General features: G+C 34.3%; 24 protein-coding genes. 9 read left to right on the forward strand and 15 right to left on the reverse strand.

Features of this window, described 5'->3' with window-relative positions:
- Positions 1-176: 176 nt before the first annotated feature.
- Entirely contained in the window at positions 177-1,538 is a 1,362-nt protein-coding gene (gene gltX, locus ACICP6_RS00835) for a glutamate--tRNA ligase (protein ID WP_395463233.1), read from the reverse strand.
- A 157-nt stretch (positions 1,539-1,695) separates the two neighbouring features.
- On the opposite strand from gltX, the gene ACICP6_RS00840 reads away from it, so the two are divergent.
- Together ACICP6_RS00840 and ACICP6_RS00845 are read left to right on the forward strand one after the other, a co-directional pair.
- The gene (locus ACICP6_RS00840; RefSeq protein WP_395463234.1) at positions 1,696-2,355 is read left to right on the forward strand and encodes an ankyrin repeat domain-containing protein; all 660 of its coding nucleotides are present in this window, start codon (positions 1,696-1,698) and stop codon (positions 2,353-2,355) included.
- A 69-nt stretch (positions 2,356-2,424) separates the two neighbouring features.
- A complete protein-coding gene (locus ACICP6_RS00845) occupies positions 2,425-4,401 on the forward strand; it encodes an acetyl-CoA carboxylase biotin carboxylase subunit (RefSeq protein WP_395463235.1) in 1,977 nt (658 codons plus the stop codon).
- On the opposite strand, the gene ACICP6_RS00850 is transcribed toward ACICP6_RS00845, so the two are convergent.
- The 6 genes from ACICP6_RS00850 to ACICP6_RS00875 all read right to left on the reverse strand — a co-directional run bounded on the left by ACICP6_RS00850 (position 4,350) and on the right by ACICP6_RS00875 (position 8,953).
- Entirely contained in the window at positions 4,350-5,378 is a 1,029-nt protein-coding gene (locus ACICP6_RS00850; protein WP_395463236.1) for a COX15/CtaA family protein, read from the reverse strand. The two genes, ACICP6_RS00845 and ACICP6_RS00850, sit on opposite strands and share 52 nt — an antisense overlap.
- Positions 5,360-6,967: a glycosyltransferase family 2 protein gene (locus tag ACICP6_RS00855; protein ID WP_395463237.1), complete on the reverse strand. Its 1,608-nt coding sequence runs from the start codon at positions 6,965-6,967 to the stop codon at positions 5,360-5,362. Before ACICP6_RS00855 ends, ACICP6_RS00850 begins: the two co-directional genes overlap by 19 nt.
- Before the next feature lie 5 nt (positions 6,968-6,972).
- Positions 6,973-7,449, reverse strand: a complete 477-nt coding sequence (locus ACICP6_RS00860) for a hypothetical protein (protein ID WP_395463238.1) — start codon at positions 7,447-7,449, stop codon at positions 6,973-6,975.
- A gap of 8 nt (positions 7,450-7,457) precedes the next feature.
- Entirely contained in the window at positions 7,458-7,937 is a 480-nt protein-coding gene (locus tag ACICP6_RS00865) for a hypothetical protein (protein WP_395463239.1), read from the reverse strand.
- A 1-nt stretch (position 7,938) separates the two neighbouring features.
- Complete coding sequence (locus ACICP6_RS00870; RefSeq protein ID WP_395463240.1) at positions 7,939-8,166, reverse strand: F0F1 ATP synthase subunit C; 228 nt, start codon at positions 8,164-8,166, stop codon at positions 7,939-7,941.
- 61 nt (positions 8,167-8,227) lie between these two features.
- Positions 8,228-8,953: a F0F1 ATP synthase subunit A gene (locus ACICP6_RS00875; protein ID WP_395463241.1), complete on the reverse strand. Its 726-nt coding sequence runs from the start codon at positions 8,951-8,953 to the stop codon at positions 8,228-8,230.
- A gap of 236 nt (positions 8,954-9,189) precedes the next feature.
- Between ACICP6_RS00875 and ACICP6_RS00880 the strand changes: the two genes are divergently transcribed.
- Positions 9,190-9,357, forward strand: a complete 168-nt coding sequence (locus ACICP6_RS00880; RefSeq protein ID WP_395463242.1) for a hypothetical protein — start codon at positions 9,190-9,192, stop codon at positions 9,355-9,357.
- 241 nt (positions 9,358-9,598) lie between these two features.
- Here ACICP6_RS00880 and lgt read toward each other — a convergent pair whose 3' ends face one another.
- The 5 genes from lgt to ACICP6_RS00905 all read right to left on the reverse strand — a co-directional run bounded on the left by lgt (position 9,599) and on the right by ACICP6_RS00905 (position 12,882).
- Positions 9,599-10,390, reverse strand: a complete 792-nt coding sequence (gene lgt, locus ACICP6_RS00885; protein ID WP_395463243.1) for a prolipoprotein diacylglyceryl transferase — start codon at positions 10,388-10,390, stop codon at positions 9,599-9,601.
- Positions 10,391-10,396: 6 nt separating this feature from the next.
- The gene (gene smpB / locus ACICP6_RS00890) at positions 10,397-10,846 is read right to left on the reverse strand and encodes an SsrA-binding protein SmpB (protein WP_395463244.1); all 450 of its coding nucleotides are present in this window, start codon (positions 10,844-10,846) and stop codon (positions 10,397-10,399) included.
- Positions 10,847-11,101: 255 nt separating this feature from the next.
- On the reverse strand, positions 11,102-11,692 hold the full coding sequence (locus ACICP6_RS00895; RefSeq protein ID WP_395463245.1) for a CvpA family protein: 591 nt from the start codon (positions 11,690-11,692) through the stop codon (positions 11,102-11,104).
- A gap of 57 nt (positions 11,693-11,749) precedes the next feature.
- Complete coding sequence (locus ACICP6_RS00900) at positions 11,750-12,481, reverse strand: riboflavin synthase (RefSeq protein WP_395463246.1); 732 nt, start codon at positions 12,479-12,481, stop codon at positions 11,750-11,752.
- Between the two features lie 53 nt (positions 12,482-12,534).
- The gene (locus ACICP6_RS00905; protein ID WP_395463247.1) at positions 12,535-12,882 is read right to left on the reverse strand and encodes a hypothetical protein; all 348 of its coding nucleotides are present in this window, start codon (positions 12,880-12,882) and stop codon (positions 12,535-12,537) included.
- Between the two features lie 154 nt (positions 12,883-13,036).
- On the opposite strand from ACICP6_RS00905, the gene ACICP6_RS00910 reads away from it, so the two are divergent.
- Positions 13,037-13,826, forward strand: a protein-coding gene (locus ACICP6_RS00910) for an IS5 family transposase (protein ID WP_395462624.1) whose coding sequence is annotated in 2 segments (ribosomal slippage) — positions 13,037-13,297 and positions 13,299-13,826 — 789 coding nt in all. Because the reading frame shifts where the segments join, the coding sequence is not laid out codon by codon here.
- Here the strand turns inward: ACICP6_RS00910 and ACICP6_RS00915 are convergent.
- Complete coding sequence (locus tag ACICP6_RS00915; protein ID WP_395463248.1) at positions 13,823-14,284, reverse strand: hypothetical protein; 462 nt, start codon at positions 14,282-14,284, stop codon at positions 13,823-13,825. The genes ACICP6_RS00910 and ACICP6_RS00915 overlap by 4 nt on opposite strands.
- A gap of 88 nt (positions 14,285-14,372) precedes the next feature.
- Here ACICP6_RS00915 and pheS point away from each other — a divergent pair, with 88 nt between their 5' ends.
- The 3 genes from pheS to ACICP6_RS00930 all read left to right on the forward strand — a co-directional run bounded on the left by pheS (position 14,373) and on the right by ACICP6_RS00930 (position 17,219).
- Positions 14,373-15,416: a phenylalanine--tRNA ligase subunit alpha gene (gene pheS, locus ACICP6_RS00920; protein ID WP_395463249.1), complete on the forward strand. Its 1,044-nt coding sequence runs from the start codon at positions 14,373-14,375 to the stop codon at positions 15,414-15,416.
- Positions 15,417-16,655 carry an NTP transferase domain-containing protein gene (locus ACICP6_RS00925; RefSeq protein ID WP_395463250.1) on the forward strand — a complete coding sequence of 413 codons (1,239 nt, stop codon included), beginning with the start codon at positions 15,417-15,419 and terminating at the stop codon, positions 16,653-16,655.
- 81 nt (positions 16,656-16,736) lie between these two features.
- On the forward strand, positions 16,737-17,219 hold the full coding sequence (locus tag ACICP6_RS00930) for an acyloxyacyl hydrolase (protein WP_395463251.1): 483 nt from the start codon (positions 16,737-16,739) through the stop codon (positions 17,217-17,219).
- Between the two features lie 156 nt (positions 17,220-17,375).
- Here ACICP6_RS00930 and ACICP6_RS00935 read toward each other — a convergent pair whose 3' ends face one another.
- Both ACICP6_RS00935 and ACICP6_RS00940 read right to left on the reverse strand, forming a co-directional pair.
- Positions 17,376-17,897 carry a hypothetical protein gene (locus ACICP6_RS00935; RefSeq protein ID WP_395463252.1) on the reverse strand — a complete coding sequence of 174 codons (522 nt, stop codon included), beginning with the start codon at positions 17,895-17,897 and terminating at the stop codon, positions 17,376-17,378.
- 69 nt (positions 17,898-17,966) lie between these two features.
- Positions 17,967-18,968 (reverse strand): hypothetical protein, encoded by a 1,002-nt coding sequence (locus ACICP6_RS00940; RefSeq protein ID WP_395463253.1) that lies wholly within the window; start codon positions 18,966-18,968, stop codon positions 17,967-17,969.
- A 254-nt stretch (positions 18,969-19,222) separates the two neighbouring features.
- Here ACICP6_RS00940 and ACICP6_RS00945 point away from each other — a divergent pair, with 254 nt between their 5' ends.
- Both ACICP6_RS00945 and pth read left to right on the forward strand, forming a co-directional pair.
- Entirely contained in the window at positions 19,223-19,825 is a 603-nt protein-coding gene (locus tag ACICP6_RS00945) for a 50S ribosomal protein L25/general stress protein Ctc (RefSeq protein ID WP_395463254.1), read from the forward strand.
- Positions 19,825-20,373, forward strand: coding sequence for an aminoacyl-tRNA hydrolase (pth, locus tag ACICP6_RS00950; RefSeq protein WP_395463255.1), 549 nt, complete (start codon positions 19,825-19,827; stop codon positions 20,371-20,373). Before ACICP6_RS00945 ends, pth begins: the two co-directional genes overlap by 1 nt.
- Positions 20,374-20,637 lie beyond the last annotated feature (264 nt).

Below are 20,637 nucleotides of genomic sequence, written 5' to 3' on the forward strand. Positions count from 1 at the left end.
AAACCTAGAAGTTTTATAAAGACATAAGGTGCACATAGTGCAAAAAATTAAACATGACACGCCAGATATACTAAGTTTTTTTGTCGTTTTATCTGCACAGACTGAAGATAAATAAATAGCTTCAGTCCCATAATAAGAGTGCTGGCGGAGTTTGTCAAGGAGTTTTCTTATTTCATTTAAATTGCTTGCAACCTTTTTATACACTCGTCTTTACCAAGAATTACCATTATATCAATGATTCCAGGCGCATCCATTACTCCGGTTATAGGGGCACGTAATGAGTGGTATACATCGCTCATTTTAACATCATGTAACTTTGCAAATTCCTTGATTTGAGAGGACAAAAAGCTCTTGTTCCAGTCTTCATCACCGATATTTGAGAAAAACGATGCAAGTAACTTGATTGTATTAAGGTTAGATTTGACAATTTGCTGAGCTTCTTCACTTAAATCAAGTGGCGGATCTTGGATATAAAACTTCGCTAAATCCAGTAATTCAGCTATATGATTTGCTCTTTTTTTCAGCTCCGTTAGCCCTTGCAGTAAATAGCCCTTTTTCCTGTCAGTTAGAGTATTTTCTCCAAGTATTAGAGCCAGAATATCTTCATTGCTCATGTTGTTAATATAATGGTTGTTCAAATGCTCCAACTTTTTAAAATCAAGCCGTGCAGGCGAGCGACCAATATTTTCCAAATTAAACCACTCTATTGCTTGTACACCGCTAATAATCTCATCATTACCATGACTCCAACCAAGCCTCAGTAGGTAATTACGCATTGCTTCAGGCAATATTCCCATCTTTTCATAATCGCAAACGCTTGTGGCACCATGCCTTTTAGATAGTTTATTCCCATCTTCCCCATGGATAAGTGGCACATGTGCAAAGCGTGGAATGTCAAAATTAAGAGCCTGGTATATAAGCAATTGCTTAAAGGTATTAGTGAGATGGTCAGAACCACGTATTATATCAGTTATTCCAGCATCGTGATCATCAACTACCACGGCAAAAATATATGTTGGAGTGTTATTAGAGCGTAAGATCACTATATCATCAAGTTGGTCGCTATTTACTTTAATTTGACCATATATCTTGTCATCAACAACGATCTCTTGCGAGTCTGGCACTTTAAAGCGCACAACAGGCTTTACGTCTGATGTCACACTAGTACATTTGTGCTTATATATTCTTCCTTCTTCTCTTGCTTTTATTTTTTTTTCTGCAACTTCATCCTCAGGGCAATAACAGTGATATGCCTTACCCCTTTCAACTAGAAGATTTGCTATTTCAATGTGCCGCTCTATTCTTTTTGATTGGTATATTATTTCCCCATCATAGCTCACATCAAGCCATTTCAGCCCATCTACTATCGCATCAATTGCTTCCTGTGTTGAACGTTTTCTGTCGGTGTCCTCAATTCGCAGCAAAAACTTACCACCATGGTGCCTTGCATAGAGCCAATTAAATAAAGCAGTACGGGCCCCACCAATATGCAAGAATCCTGTTGGTGATGGAGCGAATCTAGTGACTATGTTTGGCATTTTCAATTGTTATAGTAATGTAAACGATAATAGCTAAAATCCATACTTGCAACAATGTAGAATTACTGTCACTTACTTTATTTTAGAGATTAAATTATATTTATTTTTAATAAACTACATGGTATAAGTTAGTATTGGTTAAGTAGTTAGGTACGTTATGTGTGACTTATTTGCAGTTGCAAAAGCAGGAAATAAAGATGAATTTGTCAGAATTTGCAAAAAGAATGTTGCTTCTGTAACTAAGCACAACAAAGATGGAGACAATCCATTTCATGAAGCAGCAAGGAAGGAGATTTTGCTGTCTGCAGTAAAAGAGATTGTGCATTGCTTAGAAACAGAGGCTAATGAAAAAATTAAAAAAGCAGAAGAAGCTAAAGATTGGAAAAAAGTAAAAGAATTAAAAGAGAAACTTAAATGTGATAAAAAATATATTAGAGATGCACTCTGCGATAAAAGCTGCATTCTTCATGGGAGAGTAGTGGTAGCTCCTCTTTATTTCTTAAATGCTGCAGAACGGAAGGAAATTAAGCAAATTGCAGGTATAAAAGGTGGCTTTATATGTAATAGGAAATTTCATCTGTGCTTATATATAGTAGGGGCTATAGCGTGCATTGCTGCTTTGTGTTTATCCTTGTACTTTTTATTTTTGGTTTCTCAATCTCTTGCACTAGCTTCAATAGCTACAATAGCTTCTGGGGGATCTACATGTTTGTTATTTAAGGCATGTAACGGGATATACGGCTTGTATGATGAAAGTACTATAGTGACAGATCCTGATGTTATGAAACTTTTAGTGGATGGTTTAGCTGCAACATGAAGCTAGAAATTACTTGCAGGCAATGATATAGAAATTTACTTTCTTAACTTAAGAAAGTATACTCATACGATGATAGAAAAGAAGTACAGTAAGATTTTAATAGCAAACAGAGGAGAGATTGCCTGCAGGATTATTAGAACTGCTCGTAGGATGGGTATATCTTGTGTATGTGTATATTCGGATGCGGATATAAATTCTGTGCATGTCAGACGAGCAGATGAGTCGAGGTATATTGGCCCTTCACCTTCTTGTCTTAGTTATTTAAACATTGAAAAAATATGCGAGGTAGCAGTTGAAACAGGTACGCAAGCAGTTCATCCTGGCTATGGTTTTTTAGCAGAGAATCCAGATTTTCCACGTGCTCTGCAAAAACACAATATAGATTTCATCGGGCCAAGTGCAGAAACAATAGAAGCTACAGCCAACAAAATAACAGCAAAAGAAGCTGCACAAAAAGCTGGGGTGAATGTAGTTCCAGGATATATGGGCAAGATTAAAGATGCTATCCATGCAGCCAGCGTTGCTGAAGAGATTGGTTTTCCCGTTATGCTCAAAGCTGCATCAGGCGGTGGTGGCAAAGGAATGCGAGTTGTAAATTCCAAAAAAGAAGTTGAACTAGCATTTACATCAGCAACAAATGAAGCAGAAAAAAGCTTTAAGGATGGTAGTATCTTTGTAGAGAAATACATAGAGTTACCAAGACACATTGAGATACAAATCATAGCAGATAAATATGGCAATATAGTGTGTCTTGGAGAGAGAGAATGCTCAATACAAAGAAATAACCAGAAAATAATAGAAGAAACACCAAGTCCATTTATTAGTGAAGAAGTAAGACAAAAAATGTATGCCCAATGTGTTTCTTTAGCAAAGCAAGTTGGCTATTTTTCAGCAGGCACTGTTGAGTTTGTTGTAGATAAAGACCAAAACTTCTATTTTCTTGAGGTAAACACGAGATTGCAAGTTGAGCATCCAGTAACAGAATTTATAACTGGAATAGACATAGTAGAAGAAATGATTAGAACTTCCTGTGGAGAGAAATTAAGGTTCAGTCAAGATGATATTAAACTTACTGGTTCTGCAATAGAAAGTAGAATTTGTGCTGAAGATCCATCAAAGAAATTTTTCCCTTCTAGCGGAAGAATAAAATATTACGACAAACCGAGTGAAAACGATTATGTAAGAATAGACGATGGAGTTGCTGCAGGTTCAGAAATTAGCACGTTCTATGACTCAATGATTGCAAAAGTTATAACATATGGAAAAGATAGAATAGAAGCAATTAGCAGAATGCAAAAAGCTTTGTCTGAATGCTATATAGGGGGAGTAACAAACAATATAGAATTTTTAGAATCCATCTTTCATCACCCAAATTTTATTGCAGCAAAGCTCCACACGAGATTCATTCCAGACCATTACCCTAGTGGGTTTCACGGCGATTTTGTTACAGAAGAATATATTAAAATATTTATTTTTGCTTCTTTATATGTTCACTTAGAAAATGAAGAGAGGTACCACAATCAACCAGTAGATGAAACGTTTATAGTAGTAGTAAATAACAATGAGTATTCTGTAAACGCAAAGTACCAAGATAATACATTAACAACAATATATAACCACAATACATACTCTGTAGTAGGCAAGTGGAAATCAAGTCACAAGTTGCTAAATATCACGATTAACGATGATACCAATATAACACTTAAAGTAGAAAAACAAGGCAGCAAATACTGCATAAGACAGGCAGGTATGAAAGCTGAATGTTGTGTATTCAAATCTCATGTGGCTGAATTAAGCAAGTTAATGTTAAATAATGAAACAGAAGAAATTTCAGTAGATGCTGTCAAATCTCCAATATCTGGCTTATTAGTTAAGTTGCACGTAAATGTAGGAGACCAGGTAGAAGTAGGACAATCTTTATTTGTTGTGGAAGCAATGAAAATGGAAAATATTATATGTGCTGAAGCAGCAATGGTGATAAAAAATATTCCTGTTCAAGAAGGAAAAAATGTGCAGATTGGTGATGTGGTCTGCTTTCTTAAATAACACAAGAAGTATAAACTTGATCCAAACAAGATAAATGAAAACACTTGATGAGCTATGGCCATAGCTATTGGTATGTGCAACAAAAGAGTGATCACTCCTAAAATTATCTGAATGATAACGGAGAGCAGCATAGCGTATACCGGTTTTACACTAGCATTTTTTATTGTTAGCGTTACTGTCAGAACTAATATCAGTAATGCTAGTGCTCGGTGTATAAATTGCACTGTCGCTCTGTTCTCAAAGACATTTAGCCATGCAGGCTGTAAGAAAAACAAATCTTCTGGAACGATTTGTCCGTCCATTAGTGGAAAAGTATTGTAAATTGAACCAGCATTTAATCCTGCAACAAAAGCCCCGAAAATTATTTGTATCATGATCAGAACCAAAATAATTCCTACGTAGTACTTGGTGTTACAACTAATCTTAAGTTTTATTTGCTTTGGCCTGATTTGGTAATCAAAAAATTGGTATGACAATAATGCAAAGATAATTAATGCTAATAACAAGTGAAGTGTAAGCCTATAGTGGCTTACATGAGGTTCAGCTACCAAACCACTTTTAACCATATACCAACCAGCAAAAGCTTGTAAAGCTCCAAATAATAATGCTATAAATAGCCTGATTGCCACCTTTTTAGATATTTTTCTTTTTAGCATAAAATACATGAATGGTAGGACAAAAACCAAACCTGTTAGCCTTGCAACTAATCTATGTACATATTCTATTAAGTATATAATACGAAACTCTTCCATACTCATACCATAGTTAAATGCTTTATACTCAGGTGTAGCTTCATATTTTAATTTTTCTTGTAGCCAGTCTTGTTCGTTAAGTGGTGGTAATGTTCCAGTAATGGGTTTCCACTCTGTGATTGACAATCCTGCTTTTGTAAGTCTGGTAAACCCGCCAATCCCTACCATGAGAATTACCATGACTGAGCAGAGAAAAAGCCAAATAGCTACAGGTTTTGCTTCCATAAACCATGCTGAGTTTTGTTCCATCGCTCAGGGTAAAGAATAAATTCCCACAAGGCAAGAAAAGCTGCAACACTATGTAGCAGACTATAGACCGGAAAAAATATCGATACTATATAAAAATAAAAAGGCATCTTTTGTTGTTTGACGGCTATGATTAAAAAGATCAGATTAATAATATAGATTACTATGAAGTAACACAGAAATAATTTAGTTAAAATATTAATCAATGCCAATGAAAGCAGTAAAAATGGAGTAGTGAAAAACATAAAAGCTGCAGAACCAACAAAAAGATTCAATAGCAAAATCCCTTTAAATCCAGTGTATTTATAAAGTGACTTTATATTTTTTAAATGAACAATATAAGTTTGCATATAACCCTTGATCCAGCGTGCTCTTTGCTTGATCCAAGCAAACACAGTAATTGGTGATTCTTCCAATGTTTCCGAATCAATAATTTTAGTTTTATATCCCATTTGTGCAAGTCTTAACCCTAAGTCAGCGTCTTCAGTAACATTATAGGCATCCCAGAGAAACACTTTTCTTAAAACTTCCACTGAAAAATGATTACTGCTACCACCCAAAGGTATCGGCATATTCATTTTTTGGAATCCAGGCAATAAGTATTGAAACCAGTTTATATATTCTAAAGAAAAGGATTTTGTCAGAAAACTGTAATTATAATTGTAGTAATTTAATCTCGCCTGCACACAGGCTAATTTATCGTCACCCTGATCAAATTCAATCAGTGCTTTTTTTAACTGCAATGGATCTGGCTTATCATCTGCGTCATATATTACTACATACTTTCCTCTAGCAAGGCTCATAGCATAATTGCATGACTTGACCTTTGTTTTAGGCAAAGAGTGAGGCACTTTTATTACTTCAAAATGTTGCGGTAAAGTATACTTTTCTATAGCTGCAAGTATTTCCTGGTCATCACTTTCTATCAGAAGCTTTACATCTAATTTTGATTTTGGATAATCCAAATTTCCAATGCTTTCAATCAATTGCTCTATCACTACACTTTCTTCAAAGGCAGGCAATAAAACAGTATATATAGGAAAATCTTCTTCGTTCATCTTACCATAATCTGTTTTTTGATTAGGGGTTTTGTATAAGCTAAAAATTATAGCTATAAACTTAAACAAATAACTAGAACATCCGACTATAAATATCAACATCAAAGCAAAATATGTATATTTCTCTGTTAGTGTCAAAATTGAAGTTACAATGAAAAAAGAAGAGAAAAATATTGAGCTTAGTTTGATATTCTTGACTGAAAAATCAGGATTTTTGTAATATAAATAGTTGCTTGCAAATTCTGAAATACCAAAGTGCGAGTTAAGAAAATTTAAAATCTGTTCACCGTCGACTTTTATTAATACGTAGTTAATACCATAGTGAGCTTCGATCCAATGATTGATATCTCGACTTATATCTTCAACCATAAAAAAAGTGGTATTATTCAATTTTTGCCAAGGAACTATATTAAATTTATAGTAAAAGAGTTTCTCTTGCTCGTTACACAAACTGAAATCGAGCTTATTTTCTTCTACATTGCTAGCTTGAAGTATAGGCGACTGTTGCATTAAATCTAATGCAATTTTTTGTTTAAGTCACGTGAAAATGAAGATATGACCTCACTATTACGCTTATCATCCTTATGCTCTTGCATTATTTTTTTTACAGCATCAGCGGCTATATTAGCTGTGTTGGCTTGTAAATCCCCAATAGCTTTTTCGACTTTGTCAGTGACTTTTTTCAAGTTAGAGCGGGTATTGCCATCTAACGTCTGATCCAGTTGCTGTCTATTGTGCTTAATGATATTATTAGCCTTATCAAGCGCCTCATTCATCATTTTATTAACTTCAGCATCTAATTTTTTGTATTTTTCGGAAGATTTTCTGTAATACTCCAACATATCTCTTCTGAATTTTTCAATCTCTTCATTCGTAAGTTTGCTCTTGTTACGCTTATTGCTGAGAGCACTTTTTATCACTTTCTTTAGTAATTTATATGAAAGGATAAAACCTACCAAGAAGGCAAGGCCGACAATCAGTGATGTAGACATAAAAACCCCTAAAATTCTTTGGACACCAAGTTAGCAACAAACTCCTCTTCAATTTCAGAATTGGTCAATTTATTGTAGTAAATTAAGGCAATATTAGTGGCTGTTTGTTTTAACTCATCAGTATATTCAGATTTAAACCTTGCTGCTTTTCCTTCAATGAGCTTGCTCATTTTCTTGTCTTCCTCTTGTAATATATTCTTCACATTCACTCTCATTTCTTCTACCTGGGCAAGTGCATCATCTATGACCTTTTTTGCTTGTATTTTAGCTTGGTTTAAGGTTGCATTATATTTAATAGCCTGATTTTCTATAAGTCTTAAAAGATGGACAGAACTATTAAAAGAATCCAATACCTCCTTACTTCTAGTGTTTATTATTTCATCTAACTTTGGCAGAAATAAACAACTTACTACAAAAAAAAGCGAAGAGAAAAAAACTAAAAACCAAAAAACTTGAGAAAAGAAAGTTGAAACATCAAGTTGCGGCATATTAAACAACAAATATTAATAGTAGTGCAAGTAGAAATGCAAATAATCCCATTGCTTCAACTAGAGCTGCTCCTGTGTAGACATATTTCTTCATTTTATCTTCTGATTCAGGGTTTCTTGCAAGCCCACTTAACATAGTAGAAAATATCTTTGCTACACCAAGACCCGCCCCGAGCATACCAAATACACTTAAACCAATCGCTATAAATTTTAAAGCTACTAAATCCATATATTACCTTTAACCATTTCCTTACGATGTTAATTATAAAATGTTCTGCAGATAAAGTCAATTATTTTACTGCATCTGACAAGTATACACATGTTAAAGAGGTGAATATGTAAGCTTGTAGAATTGCAACAAACACTTCAAACCCTATTAATGCAGTTATAAATAAAAGCGGTATAGGGGTTAGAGTCACGTGCATACTCATAATAAACCCTGCTATTACTTTGATAATTGTATGACCTGCAATCATGTTAGCAGCAAGCCTTATCGATAAGCTTATAGGCCTTGCCAAATAAGCAAATAGTTTAATAAAAATCATCATGGGTGCAAGCCATGACGGAGTGCCTTCCGGCAGCAATATACGTAAAAATTCTACTCCCCTTTCTTTAAACCCAGCAATCGTTGTATAAGCAAAAACCACCATTGATAAGGCAAAGGTGACTATCACATGACTTGTAACTGTAAAACTATAAGGAAGGACACCAACTAAATTACACGATAAAATAAAAATAAATACTGTGAATATAAACGGAATGTGCTTCAGGCCTTGGCTTCCAGTGTTATTTTCTATTATTGAAATAACAAAATCATATACATATTCAACTGCAGCTTGCAAATATCCTGGTATTACTGATCCCTTTCTTATTCCAAAGAGCAAGAAGATTATCATCAACATCACCGAAATCATCATAAAAAGCGACGAATTGGTGAAGTTTATATCATACCCCAATAACCTGGGTAATTCCATTATTGTATATACTTTAAACTGTTCTAACGGGTTTAACGCCATTTTAATCCTATAAATCTAACAGTAAATAAAATATGAATTTTATAGGATAAAGTCAAGAGTTAAGATGATATCAGACTCTTTACCATTATAACATTAGCGTATTAATAAAGTATGTAATTAGAGTGCTAATTACAGTCAGCGCTGTATTTTTAAATTTATCAACCTTATTAAATTATTCAATATCTTGACTTAACATCTTATTTTAACTATAATTTAATCTTTTAGTGAGGTACATTATGAACGGAATAGATTTTATTAACACTAATTATCCTTTAAATTTAGAGCAGGAATTTGGTAACGGATACATTATACCAATTCCCGCTACACTTATGGGGGCTGGTGGGGAAGTTCCGCCGGCCTACTCTCCTCCTTTCCCGGTCTATCAAATCACAATGTTCGCATAGTTGTAGGTTAATACCAAGTCTCAATGGTAATAGAAAAAGAGCGCTTTTTCCCTACAACTGGAGGTTTAGGCAAATTCGTGATGCGTTTTATTTGTCTTCCCAATAACGAAGGTTGGTATAAGCACTGGAATAACACCGGACCTCACATTCATTCTACTGCAACGCAGAAAATTCGTACAGTCTGCACGGTGTGGAGTAGATAGGCTTCTGGCTACATTTTTCTGTTAAACTCACCTTTCCTCTATGTAACAGATTTCGTATTAAATTTTAAATTTAATGCGCCTAGATATACAAGCATTCCCAGCAAAACCATAGGTATAGAAAGCAACTGCCCCATAGTTAAATCAAGCCACAAATAGCCAACTTGATAGTCTGGTTCGCGAAAAAACTCAACCACAAAACGTACAATTCCGTACCACATAACTGCAATGCCAGTTAATGCACCGCGATACAGCCTTACTCTAGTCAAAAAGAATAGTGAATTTGCCACTGCGAAAAGTAGCAGCCCTTCAAAAAATGCCTCATAAAGCTGGCTTGGATGGCGCAGCAAATTATCACCGCTTTCTGGAAATACCATACCCCACGGCACATTTGTTACTCTACCAAATAACTCTCCGTTTATAAAATTGCCTATGCGACCTAAAAATAAACCTATGGGAATCCCACAAGAAATTAGGTCTAGCGTGTAAAATATAGGAGTGTTATGTCTTTTACACGAGATTATTACTGCAAGCAAAACTCCTATAGCGCCACCATGAAATGACATCCCTCCTTCCCAGGTCTTCAATATCTCGATAGGGTTGCTTATATGATAAACCGGATCATATATCAATACATAGCCAAGTCTGCCTCCAAGGATAATACCTATAATAGTGGCTGTTAATAGCGAGTCGTAGCAATTCTTAGTGAATATTTTTTGGTCGTCCAGCTTATGTAAATACCAATATGCAAACACTATACCCAAAACATACGCCAAAGAATACCAGTATACAGATATAGGACCGATGCTGAAAATTACTGGATTTAAAGACATATTTTGCTATAAATCATTTTTGGACAATCTACTTTTTTCACGATCCCACTCTCTCTGTTTTATGGTTGCTCTCTTGTCGTAAAGTTTTTTTCCTTTCACAATGGCAATTTTAGTTTTTGCTAATCCTTTGTCATTAAAATAAATTGAAAGTGGCACAACAGTTATCCCAGCGGTCTTGATCTGACCAATTAATTTATTTATCTCTTTTTTATGCAGAAGTAATTTACGTTCCCTTTTTGGCTTATGATTTTTTCGATTTGCAGCTTTATATTCTGCAATGTGCATATTGTGCAGCCATATTTCACTGTTTTTTTCGATAACATAAGCGTCAGAAATATTCGCTTTTCTTTCCCTTAGCGATTTAACTTCGCTACTTAATAGGACCATACCCGCTTCAAATTCTTCTAAGATAAAATATTCAAACCTTGCTTTTCTATTTTCTGCAATAACTTCCATATTTAAAGATATCTCTTCAAGCTTTAATATACTACAGGATTTTTGACTCTCGCAGCAACGCTAAAAAAATAATGTTCTAGAATTCAAGAAGATAATCCTTCGAGAAAATTTTATGGATCAGCTCCTTAACTGAGCAATTAATACGCTGTTAACATAATTAATTTATAAAAGCAACAACAGTGCAATAGACGAAATGTTATGGCAAAACCAAAAAATTCCAAAAAGCCACCAACTATCGCCTCGTAAACATGGGTATTATTCTTCTTTCTTATTACCTTCAGGTTTTTCTTGAGCAGCCATTCCTTCACCAATTTCTTTTATTCTTAGTATCAACGACTCTGGTATATACATATCAACTATGTCTTCTATTGTCACAAATAAAGTCTGATAAGAGTGCGAATTTATTATCCAATTAGGCAATATGTCTTCTGCTTCTATTTTAGACTGTTCTTCTTTTTTATCATACACTGTGTAGCAATATAAGTGCACAGCAAAGAATAGTACATAAGAAAACAATATTCCTCTGAGCACTCCGATAAAGATTCCAGTAACTCTATCAATTAATCCCAACCTTATGGGTGATAATATATACATTAGCCAGTTATTTATTATCATAAATATAAGATTGAGTATAATAAGTACGGAAATTGTAGAGAGTATGTTCTGTGTAGCTTTAGAGTCAAAATATTTACTATAGTTTATAGTAAAAAAATCATAGTGATTAGCTGTCAGAAAGACTGATAAAAATAGAAACATTAGCGCGCATAGCTCTTTTATAAAGCCTCTAGTTAACGAGATTATTACACATAAAACAACAATGAAGATAATTAGGCTATCGAAAAGCATATTTTATATCTATATGGTTTTCAAGATATAATAATTGTAAATAACAAGATTGTAAAATTAATTGTATTTATGCTGCATCAATTGATCTAAGTACCTAGCGATCATGTCAATTTCTAAATTCAGATAATCATTCACTTTGTTATACTGAAAAGTTGTATTTTTCCATGTATAGGGAGTGATATTTACAGTAAATTCAGCAGATCCCTTTTGAAATTCGATTTCTGATGGCAATTTTGTTGTCGAAGCTTGACTATGCTCCTCAAATACATCTAAGTATTCTGCGGTGCTCGCCTGTACTTCTCCTAAAAATTTCTCACCACAAACAAATTTCGAAATGGGTCTGTTAATAACTGAATTTACTGTGAGGGAAACCCCATCTAGCGTAATAGATCCTTTTTTTGCTATGAATTTAGTTAATTCCTGTGAGCACGATAGCGTAATTTCATGAGAATCTAAATTTTGTTTAATTATTAAAATTTTCGCTGCCTTATCCACATGACCTTGCACTAGGTGGCCATCGATCCTATCACTTAATCTCATCGCTTGTTCGAGATTTATTTTTTTGTCTACTGTCCATGTATTTAAGTTGGTGACTTTTATGGTTTCTTGAGACACTTGAACTGTAAATGTATCGCTCATTACATCAACAACAGTTAAACACACACCTGAGCAAGCTATTGAATCTCCTTTATTTATAAAGGATAAGTTTTGTGCCTTGATATGGAAAGAATTAGGGTTAATGGTGATATCGATTATAGTTCCTATTTCTGTAATAATTCCTTTAAACATAAAGTGAAAATATTATCATGAAAAATCTTTTAAAACAGCTTTTTTATATTTTGTTAAGCACGAGAAAGAGAATTGTTCTGTTCAATAGATTCTACCGAATATTCAGAATATACAAAGTGAGCAAAATTTAAAACACAAAACATGATTAATATTGGTAACCCTATGTTCAACATTAATCCGATATTTTCTCTTTTGTCCTGCTGCACTAATCCTTGTAAGACTGGCAACTTTCCGAGTGGAAAATGCCATAAGCAAAGTATTGATATAGAGGCTCCTATAATAAACAAGCAGAAATAAGTTTCTTTTGAGGAGAATACAGTCTTTAACGATGATTTGAAGTCAGTATTAGTGGTTGGTGGTTTGTTTGTTGCTGGTGAAGGGTTTGTAATTAATTTGAGCAATTGCTCCTTTTTTTTACATACTTGCTCTTGTAAATATTCTCTTGAAAAAAAAGACTCGCCAGTTGGCTGTGGTATTTCCAGTATTTCTAAGAACCTGTTTAAAATCTCGAAAGGATAAGGTAAAATAGGGGTAGATTAAGAATGAGGTATATCTATGCGAAAAAGTTATCCAAGTGATATAAGTCGAGAGCAATTTGAAAAAATCAAACCAATTCTGGAGAGTAGCAGGAGGAAAACAAAACCAAGAAAACTTGATTTATATGATGTATTTTGTACAGTATTATACGTCCTAAAAAGTGGTTGCCAGTGGAGGATGTTGCCAAAAGATTTTCCAAGGTGGGAGAGCATATATTATTATTTTCAAATGTGGAATAAAAAGGATGGAGAAGAACCAAGTTTGTTGGAATTAGTCTTAAAAAAAATTAGTTGGAGAGGTCCGTATCAACAATGGTCGGAAAGAGAAAACCAGTTTCTGCATAATTGATGCTCAAAGCGTTAAAAACGCAGATACTGCTGAAAGAAAGGGTTATGATGCAGGTAAAAAGATTTCAGGTATAAAGCGTCATATCGCAGTTGATACACAGGGCTTGCCACATGCAATTCATATAACAACGGCAGAAGCAACTGATCGTAGCAGTGCTGTAAAAATGGTGGGAAATGCTAAAGAAAACCTCTCTGAAGTCAAAAATATACTCGTTGATGCTGGCTATACAGGAGAAAATTTTGCAACACAAATAAAAGTAACTATTGGTGCAGCTGTTGAGGTAATAAAACGAAGCGAATTACATACCTTTGCTGTATTGCCAAAAAGATGGGTTGTTGAGCGGTCTTTTGCTTGGTTGGAAAAATGCAGGCGATTGTGGAAAAACTGTGAGCGAAAACTCAATACTAGCCTACAAATGGTCGTTCTTTCCTTCGTTTCTCTCTTATTGCGAAGATTTTAAACAGGTTCTAAGAGAATTTGATGTGGGACATTGCTTATAAATCCTTCTACAGTGTTATCTTTATGAACCTTAGTATCACGATATTTTTTATATAATTCTTCACTTGCCTTTTTTACCTCAATATGGGCTGTAAAGTTTTTGTTCTCATGTAGGCAAGCTTTAAAAAATTTAATTAAAGATTTTACTCGTACTAACGTTGTTTTACGTATATCTTTGTCTGTTGTTGTTAATAGCTCAAGCTTAAATGAAATTTCTTGTATACCTTTAATTTTCTTACCCCGTTTGTCCTTGGGTTTTCCACAGCAAATAGTGCTAATATTAATTGGTCCATCAGAAAATGCTGTGCTTATGTCTTCAGATTTATCCTCAAAGAACTTAGGCAGATCTTCTATTTCATACTTCTTATTAGTTTCAGCATCACTAGCGGGCATAGTAAATATAATTAATATATTAGTCAATAAATTAATAATTAGAGTGGCAATTTTTCAGATTGTTGATGCTATGTAAGATTTCGCTATAATCAAAGTTTAAGCTAGTATTTTTAAGATGAATAAAGAGCTACTGAATGAAATACCTTTACTTGAAGATAAAGCAGTTTCCGAAATTGAAAGTGCTTCTTCTTTGCAAGATTTAGAAAAAGTTAGACTATCATATTTGGGAAAAAAGGGAGCAGTTAAAGTTTATTTTGATAGTTTAAAAAAGATAGAAAACGCAGAAGAAAAGCGTAATCTAGGCGAAGTTATCAACGTTTTACGTAATAAGCTAGATCAGCTTATAATGAATAGAGAAAATACACTAAAAACCGCAGAAGTTAACTTTAAATTGCAAAACGAGGCAGTTGATATCACATTGCCTGTCAGACCAGAAAAAATTGGCAGGGTTCATCCATTAAGTAAAGTTATAAATGAAGCAAAGCTCATTTTTGCACATATGGGTTTCAAAGCAGTGGATGGGCCGGACATTGAAGATGAATTTCATGTATTTGATGCACTGAATACTCCAAGTCATCACCCTGCACGAGAGGAGCAAGATACCTTCTACTTAAAGAATAAAATAAACGATAAAAGAATGGTGCTGCGCACTCACACCTCATCTGCGCAGATTAGAACGATGGAAAAAGCGAAAACTTTCCCAATTAAAATAGTAGCTGCAGGTAGGGTATATAGGAATGACTTTGATGCAACTCACACTCCTATGTTTCACCAGATAGAGGGGTTATATGTCAATGAGAATGTCAATATGGGCCAGTTAAAATTTACTATTCATCATTTCCTTAATAAGTTTTTTGGAGATAAAGGTCTAAAGATACGTTTTCGTAATAGTTTTTTCCCTTTTACTGAGCCTTCTGCAGAAGTGGACATAAGTTATAAAGGTAGTAAATGGATAGAAGTACTGGGATGCGGTATGACGCATCCAAATGTATTTCAAAATGTTGGAATAGACCATACTAAATACAACGGTTTTGCATTTGGTATCGGCATAGAAAGGCTTGCAATGCTGAAATACCAAATTAGCGACTTAAGGAGCTTTTATGACAATAAAATTAGCTGGCTTAACCACTATGGTTTTCATTTTTCATCTTTAAGATAAGTGACAAACAAAGCTTATACGTTCATTATACTTGCTGCCGGGCATGGCAGGCGGATGAATTCAGATTTGCCTAAAGTTCTGCACAAAATAGGCAATTTTTCCATGTTCCAGCATGTCATTTACAGTGCAAAACAGTTAAATCCTGAACATATAGCTGTTGTAGTTGATTTGCCTTTAATTGAAAGACTAAAGTGCTTTAAGGATATACAGTTAATTACACAAGAATCAACGCTCGGCACGGGAGATGCAGTCAAAACTGCGATGAGAAACCTGAAAGAATTGCCAGATTCTAACATAGTTATTGTGCAGTATGGAGATACTCCACTCATAAAAAGCAGCACAATAACTAAAATGGTTAGTTGCTTAGAAGACAAGGCTCTAGTTTGTCTTGGTTTTAAAACAAGCAATAAAGAATACGGTAGATTAATTATTGAGGATGGTTCATTAAAAGAAATCGTAGAAGCAAAGAATGATAAAAATAATAACGAAGAGTTTCTTGCTAACGCTGGAATAATGGTTGCATATGCAAAAAATTTACGTGAATTGGTGGAGAAAATAGAGTGTAATAAGTTGACCCACGAATATTACTTAACCGATATAGTTTCCATCGCAGTGGAAAGTAATTTAAATGTTGGTTATGTTATTACGGGTGGAGAAGAAGCAATTGGCATAAATAATAGAAATGATCTTGCAAAAGCTGAGTTCTACTTTCAAGAAAACAAAAGAAAATTTTTTACCAACTCCGGAGTGACGCTTGTTGCTCCAGAAACTGTTTTCTTCTCTCTTGACACACAAATTGGCATAGATTCGATTATCTACCCATACGTTTTTTTTGGTCCTGGAGTAAAAATAGGGTCTGGTGCTAGAATTGGCCCATTTACCAAATGTGAAGACACAGCAATTGGCGATAGTGCAATCATGGGAAACTTTGTCGAAGCAAAAGCAAGTGATATAGGTGCAAATACTAAAATAAAGCACTTAAGTTATATAGGAAATACTAAAGTAGGGCCAGGAAGTAACATAGGTGCTGGTACAGTTGTTTGTAATTATGATGGGAAAAATAAACATGAAACGAATATTGGGAGCAATTGCTTTGTTGGCGCCAATAGCTCATTGATTGCGCCACTTAATATTCATGATGAATCTGTAATTGCAGCAGGTAGTGTTATAGTTGAGGATGTACCAGAAAAAAGTCTTGCAATAGCAAGAGAAAAACAAGTAACTAAGAAAATAAAATAATTCCGGTTTTATCCTATAAATTATTTGATTTTTAACGTTTATGTGTGTATACATGCGTATATCAATATTTAGAGGATGAAAGTGAAAAAATTACTTGCTTTGGTAGCTATATTGCCTGCTGTTTCTTTGTCAGTACCATGTTTTGGAGTTGATTGGATTAGAGATAGGATCTATACTTCTTCATCATATGGCTGGCTTGGTGCTGATTATGGTCTTGGCTATCATTATACAGATAGCGTTAAAATTTCAGTTGGCCCTGTGGTCAAACCTGTTCTTAGTAAGGAAATTTTGGCAGAGCTGGGATTCATGGCAAAGCTTCATTATCATTATAAACTTGAAAGTACGGGTATTACTCCTTACATTACTTTCGGCATAGGAGGTGTTACTAAATTGTCTTCACAAGAACAACAAGATCAAGATCTAGAAGGATTTTTTTCTTACCAGATAGGTTCTGGTATTAATCTTCCACTTTCTGCGAGAACAAGTGTTTTTGCTGGTTACAAGTTACAAAAATTTCATAAACTTTTGCATGGAGTTGAGTTTGGAATGAGTTTTAATTTGTAAGACTTCAACTGAGTAGCAGCACATTGTACTTTTTTCAAATTAAAGCTTGAATTCTTGCCAGATAATTCATTAATTATCTGTATGAGATTTTTAATTGTAATAGAGAAGGAATAAGGTGTTACAAGCTATGTAACACCTCCTCAAGAAGAGTGTTATTTAGTCACACCTTCTTCTAGCATCTAAACCACTCAGTTTTTCGTCAGTACCTAGATTATTAAGTTTTGTGTCTGGTGTATCTTTAGACAAATCCTCTTTTTTCTTCCTTTCACACTCAACTCCCTGATAGATGCAGAATATAACAAAAGAAGCTACCACTATTGCTGCAATAGCAGTAACTATGATACAAGTCGCCATTATTCTTTCTTGATCTGCTACTGTTTCTGTAAGTGTTCCTACTTGTTCTTCCACGTCTGCGAGTCTTTCTTGCAAACCGTCTAAGTACTTTTGTATGATTCCAAACCGCTCATCATCCATATTTTGAGCTCCTTGCAATTCTTTTAACAAGTTAAACGCTTCTTTAAACCGCTCATCATCCATATTTTGAGCTCCTTGCAATTCTTTTAACACATTAAACGCTTTTTCAAACTGCTCAGCATCCATATTTTGAAGTTCTTCTAGTGCTTTTATTTTCGATTCATTAGAACCGAAAAAAAGATCATGAAGCCAATTCGTTGTCATTTTTTACCCCCTAGCTAATTAATATATTATAATTTTACATTTCCAATGGTTAAATTATTATTAAATTAGCTAAATATAAAGATCTTTACACCAAGAAATGTCATTATGACCAACCCTTTGATCATCAATTGTCTGTCCCTGTGGAAGGTACTCACCTCCATTTTTAATAAAGTCAACATCACATGATTGAAACATATCTTTTAATTCACGGTTAAAGGTAAGCTGAGCGATATTTTGCTCAAAAAAATACGACTTTTCAGGCTTAGAATAAAGTATTGCACACATTATATCTTTCCCAGGCTTAGCTTGGATTAGTTCTTCAATTTTTTCTTTCCCTAGCTTTTCTTCAAATCTTGCCTTTATTTCATTCTGATTAAACATACTATGTTTATACTTATCACAGATCTTTTTCAATATAAGTGAATCTGTAACAGCAATTATGTCATTATTATTTTTATTCACTAAAATTCCATCAGGTATTGTTATGTCACTTCCTATACCTTTTTGCTCCTCATCCCTGCCATAAAGTTTTTTTCTCTGTTCTTTATATTTATCATTACTGATGCTCTCGAGAGCATCAAAATCCGTATAAACTACTCCCGCTTCCATTTGAGATCCTTTTTGTTCACATAGCATACAATAAGCTGCAATATACCGGAAGGTATCAATTTCAATTGCAAAATGTGTTCTCTCCTCAGATTTCTTGCCATACATGTCATGAAAATAATCTTGAATGCTCACATCCTTTCCACTTATTTTCCACCCTTGATCAATCTCATTCCAACAAGGGCTATATTTAGGGTCATGTAGATCTATAACATGTATTCCATCTACCCCTTTGAATTTATCCCTCAATTCCTCGATTTGACCTAATTTAAATCCTGGTCCGTTTACAACCAAAAAAATATCCCTATCTTCATTAGTTCCTTGTTTATGCTTAATTAACACATCCACATAGTTGAGTTTGCTATTTTTGCCATCTGGCAACGTTTTTCCAGTGTCTTTTGGGACCCAAGTTACAATAATTGGTGCTGTGTTGGGTAAAGTCTTTACTTTTTTATTTAAACTCATAAATATTCTATAGTAGTTACTATATTTTATAATATAATTCTTAATAATTATTAGATGCACAGGAAAAACAATAAGATATAAGTTCTTTTGAATGCAACAGACTGCGTCCTTGTGCTCCCAGCCTAGAAGCAAGTTTCGAAAGAATTCTAGTTTGCTTTCTTGCTCAACATGAAAGAATGAAGTTTGAAATAAATATTTTTATGTTATATTATTACTAAATTATATTAAAAGGATTAGCTGAATAGGAGCAACCAATGGCGCAACAAACTATTAATGCAGAGTTACGCGATGTAACAAAAACAAAAGCAATGCATTCTCTAAGAAATAAAGGAAATATACCTGCAGTTATATATGGGAAAGGCCATGATAATGTAAATTTAACATTGTCTGCAAAGGAATTCACGAAGCAATATAAATCAGGTTCTCTTTCTGCACATTTGGTGGAACTTAATATTTCAGGCAAAAAAGAATATGCCCTTGTTCGCGATATTCAATGGCATGTAGTGAAGGATACTATACAACATGTTGATTTTCAATTTGTTGATAAAGGTAGTGAAATCAAAATAGACATACCTTTATCATTTGTAAATGAAAGCAAATCTCCAGGAATCAAATTGGGTGGAGTGCTTAATGTTTTATGCCGTTCTATCACTGTTAAATGTTCTCCTGACAAAATACCTCAGGCTATAGAAGTCGATCTATCAGGTAAAATGATTGGTCAGTCTATACACATAAATGATGTAAAATTGCCAGAAGATGTTAAGCTTGCAGCACACGAGGAAGAAAACTTTACCGTTGTTACAATTTCTGCTGCCGATAGTGATGTTGAAGAACCTAAAGCAGAAACAGAGGAATAGTGTATCTGATAGTTGGGCTTGGTAACCCTGGTGGCCAATATGAACTAACTTATCACAATGTTGGCTTCATCGTTGTTGATGCAATTTGCAAGTATTGGGGTTTTCAATCATTTTCTAAAAAAGCCGATTATCTGGTAACTTCTGGCATAATTAACGACAACAAAGTTATATTGCTAAAGCCTTATTCATTTATGAACAATTCAGGGGTTCCTGTTGCAAAAATACGAAATTTTTACAAATTTTTGTTAGATAATATCCTTGTTATACATGATGACGCTGATCTAGAACTCGGAAGAATAAAAATAAAGAAAGGTGGTGGCTCTGCTGGACACAATGGACTTAAATCTATAGATAGTTCTATTGGTAATAATTATTGGCGCCTGAGATTTGGAGTAGGTAGACCTGAAGATCAAAGAAGTCTAGCGGATTATGTATTGTCAAAATTTGAAAATTTTGACAATGTTACTCCCTTAGTAGAGAAAATAGCAAAAAATATACACTTGATGCTGCAAGGAGATAATATAGCTTTTATCAATTCGATTGTATAATACTACAAAACACAAAACTAAGTTTTACACAATTTATGATCAAGCTCACATTTGTACGAGCATTGTCTATCAGATCTCAGTGTGTGATACTGTACGAACATTGTGATTTGATAGACCGGGAAAGGATGTCATCCGAGTGCCTCCTTCTCCTGTCATCTCAGTGCTCTTTTTTTTCTCATCCCAGTGCTCTTTTTTTTGTCATCCCAGTGCCCTTTTTTTTGTCATCCCAGTGCCCTTTTTTTTGTCATCCCAGTGCCCTTTTTT

The sequence above is a fragment of the Wolbachia endosymbiont of Cantharis cryptica genome, from assembly GCF_964277405.1.
Classification (GTDB): Bacteria; Pseudomonadota; Alphaproteobacteria; order Rickettsiales; family Anaplasmataceae; genus Wolbachia.